The organism is Centipeda felix (assembly GCF_900186465.1).
Lineage (GTDB): Bacteria > Bacillota > Negativicutes > Selenomonadales > Selenomonadaceae > Centipeda > Centipeda felix.
The window spans coordinates 71,725-85,371 of the sequence record NZ_LT891947.1 but is presented as its reverse complement, the minus strand read 5'-3'; the positions used below and the strand labels follow the sequence as shown (position 1 = coordinate 85,371).

12 protein-coding genes are annotated in these 13,647 nt (G+C 58.1%); 5 read left to right on the top strand and 7 right to left on the bottom strand.

Annotated features, from left to right (window positions below; translation table 11 throughout):
• Positions 1-32: 32 nt before the first annotated feature.
• Entirely contained in the window at positions 33-1,361 is a 1,329-nt protein-coding gene (locus C1713_RS00570; RefSeq protein ID WP_102492696.1) for an SGNH/GDSL hydrolase family protein, read from the bottom strand.
• Positions 1,362-2,150 carry a molybdopterin-binding protein gene (locus C1713_RS00565; RefSeq protein WP_102492695.1) on the bottom strand — a complete coding sequence of 263 codons (789 nt, stop codon included), beginning with the start codon at positions 2,148-2,150 and terminating at the stop codon, positions 1,362-1,364. It abuts the gene before it with no gap.
• A 168-nt stretch (positions 2,151-2,318) separates the two neighbouring features.
• On the opposite strand from C1713_RS00565, the gene C1713_RS12190 reads away from it, so the two are divergent.
• From C1713_RS12190 to C1713_RS00540, 5 genes are all read left to right on the top strand, one after another.
• On the top strand, positions 2,319-3,119 hold the full coding sequence (locus C1713_RS12190) for a glycosyltransferase (RefSeq protein ID WP_245870867.1): 801 nt from the start codon (positions 2,319-2,321) through the stop codon (positions 3,117-3,119).
• Positions 3,103-4,830 (top strand): DUF3329 domain-containing protein, encoded by a 1,728-nt coding sequence (locus C1713_RS00555; protein ID WP_102492693.1) that lies wholly within the window; start codon positions 3,103-3,105, stop codon positions 4,828-4,830. The genes C1713_RS12190 and C1713_RS00555 overlap by 17 nt, the downstream gene beginning before the upstream one ends.
• A gap of 158 nt (positions 4,831-4,988) precedes the next feature.
• The gene (locus C1713_RS00550) at positions 4,989-6,308 is read left to right on the top strand and encodes a hemolysin family protein (RefSeq protein WP_102492692.1); all 1,320 of its coding nucleotides are present in this window, start codon (positions 4,989-4,991) and stop codon (positions 6,306-6,308) included.
• A gap of 109 nt (positions 6,309-6,417) precedes the next feature.
• Positions 6,418-7,503 carry a 3-phosphoserine/phosphohydroxythreonine transaminase gene (gene serC, locus C1713_RS00545; protein WP_102492691.1) on the top strand — a complete coding sequence of 362 codons (1,086 nt, stop codon included), beginning with the start codon at positions 6,418-6,420 and terminating at the stop codon, positions 7,501-7,503.
• Positions 7,504-7,576: 73 nt separating this feature from the next.
• Positions 7,577-8,635, top strand: coding sequence for a tyrosine-type recombinase/integrase (locus C1713_RS00540; RefSeq protein ID WP_102492717.1), 1,059 nt, complete (start codon positions 7,577-7,579; stop codon positions 8,633-8,635).
• Between the two features lie 127 nt (positions 8,636-8,762).
• On the opposite strand, the gene C1713_RS00535 is transcribed toward C1713_RS00540, so the two are convergent.
• The 5 genes from C1713_RS00535 to C1713_RS00515 form a co-directional block, all read right to left on the bottom strand.
• On the bottom strand, positions 8,763-9,503 hold the full coding sequence (locus tag C1713_RS00535; RefSeq protein WP_170950734.1) for a glycosyltransferase family 32 protein: 741 nt from the start codon (positions 9,501-9,503) through the stop codon (positions 8,763-8,765).
• An 11-nt stretch (positions 9,504-9,514) separates the two neighbouring features.
• Positions 9,515-10,435: a VirK/YbjX family protein gene (locus C1713_RS00530; protein WP_102492690.1), complete on the bottom strand. Its 921-nt coding sequence runs from the start codon at positions 10,433-10,435 to the stop codon at positions 9,515-9,517.
• 12 nt (positions 10,436-10,447) lie between these two features.
• The gene (locus C1713_RS00525; RefSeq protein ID WP_102492689.1) at positions 10,448-11,569 is read right to left on the bottom strand and encodes a glycosyltransferase; all 1,122 of its coding nucleotides are present in this window, start codon (positions 11,567-11,569) and stop codon (positions 10,448-10,450) included.
• 70 nt (positions 11,570-11,639) lie between these two features.
• The gene (locus tag C1713_RS00520) at positions 11,640-12,386 is read right to left on the bottom strand and encodes a glycosyltransferase family 2 protein (protein WP_102492688.1); all 747 of its coding nucleotides are present in this window, start codon (positions 12,384-12,386) and stop codon (positions 11,640-11,642) included.
• 19 nt (positions 12,387-12,405) lie between these two features.
• Positions 12,406-13,620, bottom strand: a complete 1,215-nt coding sequence (locus C1713_RS00515; RefSeq protein WP_245870865.1) for an O-antigen ligase family protein — start codon at positions 13,618-13,620, stop codon at positions 12,406-12,408.
• Positions 13,621-13,647 lie beyond the last annotated feature (27 nt).

The window sequence follows — 13,647 nt, the reverse complement described above, 5'->3', positions numbered from 1 at the left end:
GAAGCAAGCGGCACAGTGTGTGCGCCCTATCCCTACTCTCCCGTCTCTTTGTAAATCCGAAGGCGGCGTTCCGCCGCGCCCACCGCATCAGCGAAATTCCTGCGCAGGTAGGCGTCCACCGTCTGCCCGATGTGATTTTTCCCCATATAGTCGGGGTGCAGTCCATCCGTCGTGTACGCTGCCTCGAGCTCGCCATTCGCGTCCGCAAGCGTGGAGGAGACATCGATGCTGAACTCCTGCTGACGCACCCAGTCGTTGATGTAGTCACGGTGATCCATCCAGTCCGAGGGCGGCGTCATGATCGTCATGCGCTTCGTCATCCACACGGGGCGGATCGGCGTCACCGTCAGAAAGATCGGCGTGATGCCGTGCGCGCGGCATTTCTCCCCAAGGGCGGCGAGGTTGCGCACGGTCTGTGCACCGTAGACGCCGGAGCGGTAGTCGTTCACGCCGCCCATGATGATGAGGACGCGCGGCGCGAACGGCAGCACATCGCGGTCAAACCGCGCGAGCATATCCGCTGTCGTGTCGCCGCTGTGCCCGAGGTTTTTGACGGGCACGGTGCAGTACGTCTCCCAGTCATAGAGCGTGTAGGAGGGCGGCAGTGTGATCGCCCCGCCGCCATGCGTGATGCTGTCCCCGATCGCGGCGATCGGTGTATGCAAGATGACATCGAATGTGCCGCCCGCCGACCAGTCGGAGATCGGCGTCCCCGCCGTCGTCACGCCGCGAACGCGGTAGACATAGTGTCCCGGCACAGTGAACGCCGCATCGTCATAGACATCCTGCTCGCCCGCCTGCAGGGTATGCAGGAAAACATCACGCCCATCGGCCGCGCGGCGGTAGACCTCGACCTCATGATGGGTCTGCCCGCTGAGCGGGATCCACGAGTAGACGGGGTAGAGCGGCGCGTATGCCATCTTGTCATACTCCGCCGTGAGGACGGGCGCAGGCGGGTCGGCGAGCGCCTTGCACACCGGCTGCGGCGCCGACGCCGCAGCAATCGGCGTGCCGTCGTAGCCAAGCGGCTGCACTGTCCAGTAGAGGTCGTCCTGCGGCAGAAGCCCTGTAAAGGGGATGTGTACGCCCGTCGTATAGACACGGCTGAGCTTCTGCTGCTCGACCATACGCCCCTCCGCCGTGCGCACGAGGATGCGCACCTCATAGCGTACCGCACCATTGTAGGGCTCCCAGCGCAGGAGCACGGAGGAGGGCAGTGCTGCCGCAGGCGGTGTACGTACGCCGCTCCGCTCCGCACCACGCTCCACAGATTTCCCTGCGGCGGATGCCTGTGTCATACTCACAATAAGAAAAACGGCAAGGAGTACCCCCAGCCCATGCCGAAAAAATCGCAGCTGCATTTAGTCCTCTTCCACCAATCTGATATGCTCTTCCCCAATCGCCGCTCTGACCTCTGCGAGTGTCGGTGCGAGAAGGATTCGCGCTTCCTCCGTGGTCTTCGCCGCTGCCGTCACGCGGACGAGGCAGCCGTCCTCCTTCGCGTACGTCGCCACCGTCGGGTTTTCCCCATCGACGAGTGCGCCGAGCCGATCGGCAACCTGTGCCTCACCGACGGGAAAGCCTTGCTCCGCCATGGAGTAGAGCTTGATGTTCATGGAGACGAACGCCTTGTCGCTCTTTCCCGCGAGAAAGAGACGGCATGCATCCGCAAACATCGGCTTCATCTCTTTCGGCGGGCCGGGGAGCATGATGCACACGCGGCCGTCCTTCTCAATGATGACGCCGGGTGCCGTGCCGTGGTCGTTCTGCAGTACCACTGCACCTGAGGGAACCGTCGCCTGCTTGCGCATACTCTCCGAGAGGGGGACGCCGCGCTTTGCCGCGCGCTCCTCCAGACGGCGCAGCGCCTCCTCGTCCTCAACGGGCGTGCAGCCAAAGTAGGAGATCAGCATCTCCTTTGTCAGATCGTCCTTCGTCGGGCCAAGACCGCCCGTGGTGATGACGCAGTCCCCGCGCGTATACGCCACATCGAGTGCGGCGCGCAGGCGCTCGGGATTGTCCCCGACCACCGTCTGATAGTAGGCATCCAGCCCCATGTGCGCGAGTTTCTGCGCGATGTGCTGTGCGTTCGTGTTCACGATATTTCCCATGAGCAGCTCCGTGCCCACACTGATGATTTCTACGACCATGTACTTTCTCCTTTGACGGTTTTCCCACTGATAATCAGTGTTTCTATTCATTCTACTACAAAAATCCCGCCTAGAAAAGGTAATTCGCCCTTTTTTGTCGAAATTACTAAGGAATCGCATTTCTGCGCGAATACGATGAAAATAATTGGATTGACGGAAGGAATACCCATGACCCCCACGAAACTATTCGCTGCCCTTCTCACGGCCGCCCTCCTCGCCCCTGCCCTCGCCCCCGCGGCGGAGGCGGGCATCGGCGGAGGCATCGGCATCAGCATACCGACCTCGCACACGCCCGCGGTGCACGCGGCATCGAACACCTACGCGGGGGTGCGCATCGGCGATCTCTCCGAAGATCTGACCGTGAACGAAAAGAGCGGTCGTCTCCTGCTGAAGCTGACCGTGCGCAACGAGGGCACGGAGGCGTATACCGTCGCGCATCCGACGGGGCAGAACTATGACTTTGCCCTGCTCGATCATCGCTGCGTCGCGGCGCTGCGCCTGCTGCGCGAGAATCAGAGGTTTACGAAGGGGCTCTTTACGTGGGTGGGGTTCAAGAAAAAGGAGATCCCCTTTCAGGTGCAGCCGCGTGCGGCGGGCAAGACGACGTGGAGCTATCTCGCGCTGCTCTCGCTCGCCGTCGAGGGGATCACGTCCTTTACGACCGCGCCGCTGCGCCTGACGACGGTGCTCGGGCTCATCGTCTCCGCGCTCGCGCTCTGCTACATGGTCGTCGTGCTCGTCGATGCGCTCGTCTACGGCGACCCCGTGGCGGGCTATCCGACGCTCATGACTGTCCTGCTCTTTCTCGGCGGCGTGCAGCTGCTCTCGCTCGGCATCATCGGCGAGTACCTCGGGCGTGTCTTTACAGAGAGCAAGCGTCGTCCGTGCTATCTGATCGATGAGCTGGACGGGGAGAAATTTGACAATGCAAAGCTGGCAAGGAGGAGATACATTGACACAGGCGAATGACGGAGGGCACCGATACGGCGCGACGGCACTCACAGCCGCCGCCATTTTTGCCTTTATGCTCGCGCTCAATCACTGGATGCCCCTTCACCGCGACGACTACGACTATCTGATGGTCTGGAAGACGGGCGTGCCCATCGCATCGCTCTCCGATGTCCTCACCTCCGCCATGCAGCACTACCTCCTGCACGGCGGGCGCATGGTCACGGTGTTCTGTCTCGACCTCTTCCTCTGGCTCGGCAAGCCGCTCTTTGACGCGGCGAACGCGCTCATGTTCCTCGCGCTCTCCGTGCTCGTCATGATGCACGCACGCCGCTCTGCCGCACTCACCCGGACGCCGGGGCTGCTTGCATTGGCGGCACTCCTCCTCTGGCTCTCTCTGCCGCATTTTGGCGAGGTCGCCGTGTGGAAAAGCGGCTCGACGGTCTATCTCTGGTCGGCGGTGCCCGCCTTTCTCTTTCTCCTGCCGTACAATCTCACGCTGAAAATGCTGGGGGATAGACAGCGGGCGCGTCATGCGTGGGCGATCCTGCCGATGTTTCTCCTCGGCATACTCGCGGGCTGGTCGATCGAGAACCTCGCCGTGACCGTGACCCTCCTCGCGCTTGGCTGCACGCTCTATGCGCGGCGGCACGGCGCGTTCGCACCGTGGATGCTCACGGGTGCCGTCGGCGCACTCGCGGGGCTCATCGGGCTCGTCGCCGCGCCCGGCAACTACGTCCGCTACGACGCACAGGGCGCGGACAAGGGCATCCTCATCCACCTTGGCAATCAGATCGCGGGGCAGGGCGAGATGCTGCTCTACCTCCTGCCCGTCCTGCTGCTCATATACACGGCATATCGTCTCTGCCAGCGCCGTCTGTCTGGGCTGCCGGTAGAGCGAGATGGATCGCTCATCCTCTGCGCCAGAAAAAAACATGTCGCGGCGTTTGACAAAGGCGGCATCACCGCCGCCTCTGCAGTGCTCTGGAGCCTGCTTCTGCTGCTCACCGTCTCCTATTTTACGGGCGGATGGGTCGCGGCCGCCATCCGCGACACAGTCATCGCGGGGGTACTCACGCCGCTCGGGCAGACCAGACCAAAGACCATTTTCCTCTTCACGAATGTCATGAACGGCTTCGAGGAGATGGCGATCTACTGGCTCGTGATTCTGCTCTGCTACCATCGCATGAAAGCGCTGCTGGGACTGACGAAGGCCTCCATCCGCGACGCTGCGCAGCAGGTCTCTTGGTGCGAGGTGCTGCGCGCCTCTCCCGCCGCGCGTTACGCCGCATGCCTCATCGGGCTCGGCCTCTGCAACAATCTCGTCATGATCGCCGCGCCGACCTTCCCGGGACGTGCCACATTCAGTTCCGCCGCCATGTGCGTCGCGGCACTGCTCGCCCTGCTGAATGATCCATCGGTGCGCAGCGAATTCTCCCCCCGGGCAGGCCGCCTGCTGCGCACGGCGGCGTTCCTCCTCCTCGCCTATACGGGCGCGGCGGCGCTCCTCCTCACACACGAGATGGGGATAGAGGACGCGGCACGGATCGCACAGATCGAGGCCGCCCGCGCACGCGGCGAGACCGTCGTTCACTTCCCGCGCATCGAGAACACGCGCCGCGCCCTGCGCCACGTCTACTACGAGGACTGGGACAACGGCGTCACGAAGGACGGTGCGATGGAATACTTCGGGCTGACGGATATAGAGGTTCCCCCGCATAGGCCCCAATGACATTTCCTTCATCTTGTGGTAGAATGAGGGGCACGTATCGTATGACGGCACCATACGCCAGTGCCAACGCTCCGCTGCGTTTTCCTGCGCAGCATGGTGTTCGCATCGACGGCAGTGTCAAGCAACGCATCAACATTTGAAAGGAGCTGCATCAACTCTTGGACAGTCCTTTATCCGACGCTCTCTGTCTTTTCCTGCTCGTCGTCGCCCTCATGGCAAACGCCTACTTTGCCCAGATCGAGACTGCGCTCACAGCCTCCCATCGCGGGCGTCTTGAGCGTCTCGCCGAAAGCGGCGAAGCGGGTGCGGCCGAGGCGCTTGCCCTCCTAGAGCACGCCGACCGCCCCATCGCCATGGCGCAGGCGGGCGTCACCTGCATGAGTCTCTTTACGGGGCTCGGCATCGGGCTCTTTGCCCTGCCGATTTTCAGCAGGGTGCTCACGCGGCTCCTCCCGGGCATGGAGGTCTACGCCGCCGCTCTCGTCCTCAGCGTCCTCGTCATGACGACGCTCACCCTGCTCTTTGGCGACTTTCTGCCGAAACAGATCGCCCTCCAGAACCCCGAGGAGATGCTCCTGCGCAAACACCGCACCATCGCCCTCCTCACGCAGCTCACCGCGCTGCCGAGTGCTGCGCTCATCTCCATCTCGCGCGGCATCCTGCTCATCTTCGGCATCAACCCGGAGAACCGTGTCTCCGCCACGGAGGACGCGGTCAAGGATCTCATGGAGCAGGGCACGGAGGACGGTACATTTGAAAAGACCGAGCAGGACATGGTCGACCGCATCTTCCACATGAGCGATCAGACCGCCTCGGCGCTCATGACGCCGCGCACCCAGATCGCCTGGGTCGACCTCGCGGAGCCCCGCGCCGAACAGCTGCGCATCGTCCGCGCAGAGGCGCACGACGTATTCCCCGTCGCCTATGAGAACCTCGACGACTTCCGCGGCGTGGTCTACGCCAAGGAGCTGCTCGACGCGGCACTCGACGGGACGGAGATCGACATCACGGACTACATCCGCAAGCCGCTCTTCGTCCCGCGCACCATGGAGGGGCTGCGCGTCCTCGAAAAATTCCGCAGCGGTGCCATCCACGAGGCCGTCGTCCTCGACGAGTACGGCGGCGTCGTCGGCTTCATCACCATGGACGACATCATGGGCGAGATCATCGGCAGCGCGGATGAGGATGCGCCCACGGGCACGCGCACCGGGGCGGAGAAGGCGCAGACATGGATCTTTGACGGACTGTTCCCCATCGACGAGTTCAAGGAGGAATTCGGCATCGACGAACTCCCCGACGAGGATCACGACCACTTTCACACCCTCGGCGGCTTCGTCACCGCCCAGATCGGCCGCATCCCTACCGTCGGCGAAACCTGCACATGGGAGGACTACACCTTCGAGGTGCTGCAGATGGATCGCGCGCGCGTCGCCCAGATCCGCATGACGCGGGCAAACGCTGTGGAAACCGGCGACTGATCGAATACTGCTTCCTTCGCCTCCCCCGTCGCAACGGGGGAGGCGGCACGCGCCAGCGTGACGGAGGGGGCGCCCAATGGAAATGATAGGATATAGAGGGAGACACAAAATGAACGAACGCATCTATAACTTTAACCCCGGCCCCGCCGTCCTGCCCGAGGACGTCCTGAAAGAAGTCCAGAGCGAGATGCTCAACTTCCACGGCACAGGCATGTCCATCCTCGAGATCAGCCACCGTGCCCCCGCCTACGACGAAGTACACCAGCAGGCCAAGGCGGACATCAAAGAACTGATGGGGCTCGGCGACGACTACGACATCATCTTTACCGCCGGCGGCGCCAGCCAGACCTTTGCCCTCATCCCGCTGAACTTCGCCACCGAGTCTCACCCCGGCAGCTACGCCCTCTCCGGCTCCTTCTCCCAGAAGGCATACGAGGAGGCCGTCAAACTCGGCGTCGGCACCGTCGCCGCCTCCACCAAGGAGGAGAACTACGTCCGCGTCCCGCGTCAGGACGAGCTGAACATCGCGCCCGGCGCGGCCTACCTCCACATCTGCCTCAACAACACCATCTACGGCACGGAGTACCACTACACGCCGCAGACAAACGGCGTCCCCCTCTTTGCCGACATGTCGTCCGACATGCTCTCGCGCCCGTGGGACTTCTCCTCCTACGACTTCATCTATGCGGGCGTGCAGAAAAACCTCGGCCCCGCCGGCGTCGTACTGAACATCGCGAAAAAGGAGCTCCTCGCGAACACCCCCGCCGAGCTGCCGACCATGCTGCGCTACAGCACCTTCCAGAAGAACGACTCCCTCTACAACACCCCGCCCGTCTTTGCCATCTACATCGTCGGCAAAGTCGCCCGCTGGATCAAAGAGCGCGGCGGTCTCGCTGCCATGGGCGAGGCAAATGCAAAGAAAGCGGCGCTCCTCTACGATGCCATCGACAGCTCCGACGGATTCTACCGCGGGCATGCCGCGAAGGCCAGCCGCTCGCGCATGAACGTCACCTTCCGCCTGCCGACCGAGGAACTCGAAACGGCATTCGTTGCCGAGGCAAAGGAACACAACCTCGGCGGCATCAAGGGACACCGCAGCGTCGGCGGCATGCGCGCCTCCATCTACAACGCCATGCCTCTCGCAGGCGTCGAGGCGCTCGCCGCGTTCATGGCAGAGTTCCGCAAGAAACACTGATGCTCGTGGTCTGTGGAAAGAGGTGACATTTTTGGCAGGAAATCGCGCATACCGCAGCGACGGCACGCAGGAGATGGGCGTTCCCGCGCGGCGCGGGGAGAATGCGCCCGCAGCTGTGCGCCGCATGGATGCGCCGTCCATCAGCGTGCGGCAGGACGCCATTACACCGGAGTTCTTTATCGCACATTTCTACGAGTACCTCCCGCGCTACATCGCGGGCGGCGCACCGACGTCGGACACGCGCGACACGTATGAGCTCGCCATCCGCCTCTTTCTCCACTGGTGCATGGAACAGGGGCTGCATCCGCTAAACGACGTGCACGACTACCAGATTCGCGTCTACATGGAGGAGATGCGGACGCGCGGCTACAGTGCTGCCACCCTCATGATCAAGGGCGCGGCGATCCGCGCCTTTTACAAGGTCGCCCAGCGGCTCTCCTTCATCGCCGAGAACCCCTGCGCCGACCTCCAGCTGCGCAACCCACAGCACCTCGACGAGGACTATAAATACCTCACCGTCGATCAGATCAAGGAGATCTGCGAGGGCCTTGCCGCCGACAAGAACGAGCTGCGCCGTCTGCGCAACCTCCTCATCGTCTACCTCATGGGGGTCGAGGGTCTGCGCGTCGTCGAAGTCATGCGCCTCTCCGACGAGGACATCGACTGGCAGCGCGGGCGCATCGAGATCCGCGGTAAGGGACACGCGGGCATCATCTACCCCTGCGAGGAGACCTTCGGCATCCTGCGCGCATACATCGAAACGCGCGGCGCTGTCCCGCCCGAGAGCCGCCTCACGCCGACCATCATCTCCTGCGCGAACAACAACCCGAAGGGGCGCATCTCGCGCGTCGGCATCCGCTATGTCATCAACAAGGCACTCACCGAGGCGGGGCTCAAGCAGCCCGGCTATGCCTGCCACCTCTTCCGCCACAGCTGCGGCACGAACCTCTATCAGGAGACCAAGGATCTGCGCGTCGTACAGGAAACCCTGCGCCAGCGCAGCCCCAAGGTCACGGCGAAATACGCCCATGTCCACGACCGCATGGAGCGCCGCTACACACGCGGCATCACACCGGGGCTGAATGTGGAGAGCGTGCAGGGGACGCCGCCCGCGACAAGGGAAAAGGAATGATGCAGAGCAGGAAGGACAGCTCCTGAATCTGAGACAGGAGATATGGGACAAGCTCTTCCAATTTATATACGATAAACACCCAACGGATGTAAATGACTCCGTTGGGTGTTATGTTCTGTTTACCACATTAGTCGAACCAAGAACCGATAAAATGATGTATGCAACAACTCTGTTCTGATGCCTGTTTACCGGGACAGAAATATGCCGCAGGATAAATATGAACATCACCATCCAGAACCATCGGCTGTCCATCCAGCTTTACACGATAATAACGTCCAATAATCTTGGAAATAATTCGTGTATTTGGCATAAATGTTGCGTAGCCGCTAAAATGCTTTCCCTCATACCATCGTAAAAGCAGCTCGATCCAAGGGTGATGCGGGACTGCCCCCATTACACCCGACTGGATCCGTGCGCGGACATTGCCATAGGTCTCAAATCCGGTAAATGCGCGGTGCGATAAAAACGGGTCGAATGATTTCAGCATCTCGATGTCTGTATCGAGATAAATTCCGCCATGTTCATATAAGGCAGCGAGCCGTGCAACATCCGAAGTGAAGGCATATTTCTTCTTGTCGTACGCCTCCTGTGCAAAAGGATATTTTTCAATGGGGAAGTTATCCTCATTCCAGAGAACAAATTCATAATCCGGCAATACACGCTCCCATGTTGCCATACATTTTTTGATCAGCGAAGAGTACTCTCCGCACCCAAACCAGCAATAATGAATGACCTTAGGAATAGCAACGGGAGGACACTGTGACTGCCAATCCGTTAGCTTGATATTGCTGCAGTAACTGTACAGATCGATATAGAACTGTATCTTATCTCTGTAGTCTGTCAGGCGATATGCCATCTTATCTTTCAAGGTATCCAACATCATGTCTTCTCCCCCACATCTTTAAGCAACCGTCCCATCGACGTCTCTATTTCCTCATCCAATGCATCAAGAAATGCAAACCGCCGCCGATAGACCGCACGCTTGCGCGTCGGAACCTCCTCCATCGTCTTGCGTATCTCTGTCAGAGGAAGTTCCATAAAACGTGTATCCCCCATGATAACGCCTCCCGATTCACGCCAGAATTCACTGAAGTCCGTTTTAAGCTTACGGTCAATGCGGATGTGATTGTTGGCATAGTATCCTTTATTCGTCACGGCATAGATGTGCCTGAGCCCAAGGCTGCGCGCAACCCCTTGTGCAATGTAAAGTATAAGATTTTTTGTCCGATAGCTATGACATACCTTGGTTGCTGCTTTCACCATATCACGCGCATTCTCCATATTAGGTCCCTGCATTGCTCCAATCCACATGGCAGGACTGCCATCGTGAGCGGGAGCGATCCAAAAAATAATCTGATAGAACGATACTTCACCCATGCGGAGCATCACCGACAGAAGCCCCTCCTTGCGCTGCCCCGGCTCAAAGAAAAGAGATGCTGACAGGATCTTTCCACAGCACTCTATTCCTGACCAAAGAGAGAATGCTTCCTTTCGATAGAGGGAGAGCACGATCTCATCTCTCACATGTTCACGAAGAAATTCCATGTGTGACTCGATCAGTGCAACACGTGTATCAAAGGTGGAATGGCTGTAAAAAAAGGCGCGTGTCGGCTGTTCATAGACAAAGGGGTAAATCCCTGCCAACTCCGTCAGTAACGCATCTCGCTTAAGGAACGCATCGAGTTTCTGCATTTGCCCGCGATGCAGAATTGCACGTATACAGAAGATCACGGCACGTCTCGCTTCACGTGGATTTTTCATGTCATAGATCTGTTTTGCCAGCTGATAGAATGCGCGCACCGATCTCTCCTCCTAGTTCAGCAGATTTCGAATAAAATTTGCTCTGCTGTATGTCTCCGCCGCCGCTGCAAGCTGCTCCCGATAGCGCGCTCGTCGTGCAGAAAAGTGATTGATGAAATCCTCGATCTTCACGAGAAAGTCCTCATAGTGATTCATGTTCACAATGCTGCCGATGTCAAATGCTGCCATGACTTCGGGATTCAGCACATCAGTCGTTATGACAGGTTTTTGAAATCCGATTGCAGTGAAGTAGAGTGCACTCCAGTTATAACGATACCGCTCCGCCGTATAGGGGAGGAACATCGCATCTACGGAAGCAATCATTTCATACCACGCCGTGCCGACTAATTTTTCCGTCAGGATAGTGACCCGAGTGTCCTTCCGATAGCGTTCTACGAGTGACTGGACATCAGCACGATCTGCCTCCGTGGTCGGAGCCGCCTGCAAAATGAAATGCACAGGGCGTGTAAACTTTCCTTCTTCCGCTGCACGCAGGAAATACGTGAGGTTTTTTTCTCCCTTGCGATAGTGACCGAAAAATCCAATACGCAGCGTCTGATCTGGTTGCTCTGGACAGATCGTGGGTAGTGACATCACAGGCGGTGCGATAAGGTTCACATTGCCGGGACGATTTACCCCGAAGTCATCGCGCAGCGTTGTTACACAGAGATGAATATTCCGGTATATCTGACACGACTGTGCAGCCTTTTGGAATTTGGGCATCTCCTTAGGATTTACGCCAAGAAAGATAAAATAAACTGGCACAGGGCTGTCTCGTAGTATGCTTTTTTTTAGGGCACGCAGATAGCGATAGGTTGCCGTCGTAATCAACACAGCATCGAGCCGTTCCTGAATGATCGCCCTCGCCATTGCATCAAACCATTTGACACGACGATATTCCCGTAATAGGGAGAGCCATATTTTTTTGAGGCGCCCCGCACCATCGTAGCTAATAATGCGCCCTCCGTCTAAATCGTGCACGGGCACATGGAAGTTTCGCCCGAGATCTGTATCTCTTGGCAAAAAGAGCAGGGGCTCATGCCCCTCCTCCTTCAATGTCTCGATGATGATATGGTCAAATTCGAGTTCAAATCCGCCATCCGCCTTCACTGTTTCCAAGACAGCGACCCGCACACCATATCCTCCCCTTTCCCAAAACCCAGCCTGCTCTTGCAGATACGAGTTCTTCACAAAATACATAGTGCTATTTCCGACGCATCTCCATGTAATACAGCTTCACATACTTCGCCATGGTATAGAAGCTGTGGTACACCGCCATGATAAATCCAAGACGTCCATCGAGGAAACCGCACTGCAGGATATAGTAGCGAAAAAAGGCAAACGGCGGATCAAGGAGAATTTTCAGGAAGGACGCGTGCCGCCCCTCTCTATGCTGCCGTTCTGCCATGAGTGTTGTATATTGATTGAACTTCTGAAAATACTGTTCCCAGCTTTCGTATGTATGGTGCAGGAGGCTCCCTCCCATACGGCGTACGGGGAGTTCAGACTCCGCACGCTCGTGCACCAGCCCTGTCCAGTGCACTGCATCGCGCGGAAAAAATCGCCGAGGGTAGTCCGGTCGATGCCCGCCGCAACACATACGCTGTCCAAAGACGACGTTGATGCGTTTGATCTCGTACACAGCACGTACATCTGCCGACATAATGCGGCGAAGCTCCGCCTCTGTCCCCTCGTTCACGCGCTCATCCGCATCCACATAGAGTACCCAGTCCGCATCCGTCTGCGTCAGGGCAAAGTTCCGCTGACCCGCGAAATCTCCCGCGAGAGGGTGCGTGACAACACGTGCGCCGAGGCTCTGTGCCAGTTCTGCCGTACGGTCCGTGCTCATATCGTCGATCACAAGGATCTCATCAGCAAACGATGCACTCTGAATGCACGCCTCGATGTGATGTTCCTCGTTATGTGTAAGAATGATAACGGCAAGTCTCACCCGTCTCCCCTCCCCTATATTATGCCGGCGCATAGTGATCCAGACGCAGCCATTGCAGACAGAGCCCCATTAGTACCCAATACAGCTTCATCACTGCTGCATTCCCCATATTGTATTCCGTTAGTCCCTGCAGAATGAGTCCCAGAAGAATGGCAGGTATAAGCAGTGCCGCAATATGACGGGTTGCCATCCATGTGCGGAATCCATAGGATAGGAACGTATACCAGAAGAACAGCAGAGCGAGAAGACCAACTCCTCCACACTCTGCAAGCATATGCATTACATTGCTGTGGGCATGTGCCAGCCAAGGTTCCTTTGCCTCGGGGGAAACGTATTCCCTATGATATGATGTCTGAAACTCGGCAAACCCAACGCCAAACAACGGATGATCTACGAACATGTGATAGGCACTTGTCCAAAGAAGAAACCGCTCTGAGTTACTTTGATTATGTGTATCGCCGATGGAGACAAACCGTGACGAAAGTGACGGCGACATCATAAAGATTCCTGCAAACACGCTCAACGCAACGAGTGCACCGATAACAAACTGCTTCTTTTGACGGACGAAAACGACAGTGCAAAGACACATGGCAACGGGAACGGCAAGCCATGCTCCGCGCGTACCATTGTACAGCAGAGCCCCGCAGCCAAGGAGGAATGAGCCTGCTGCAAGGGTGCGCCAGCGTACATCAAGATGATCACCGAGCGAAAGAAGGAGCAGGGCAGGGAGCAGCATGGAGAGGATTCCTCCCACTGTCATATAGGAAGAAAATCCGACGGCCCGATAATCACCCTGCACGACACCTTGAAAGACAACAGCCACATCGTTGATGAAGAGTGAAATGCCGATACAGGCCGCAATCCAAATCAGCTGTTTTCGCTGTCGAATCATCAGTAGGACAGCAAATAGTCCGACCGCACGCGTTCCATACTGATGACTGAATATGCGCAAACTATGCAGGATATCGCTGGAAAAAAAAGAAGACAAAACGACTGCGCCCATCAGCAGCAAAAGTGCCAGACAAAGCTGCCCATCGGGCAGCGCATCTTGCCAGTCATCATGCTTCACCCACAAGCGGAAGAGAAGCAGCGCCGTGAGCAGGCTGAGAAAAATACTGGTAACCGTAGTCGAAACACTACTAAAAAGTCCAAACCCGCAGAGCAGATAGAATGCCCACGTATGGAGCCGTATAACAGGAGTTCCCTTGAGTTTCTGCAGCATATTACAGACCATCTTCGCTTTCTCTATATGTTACCGCCG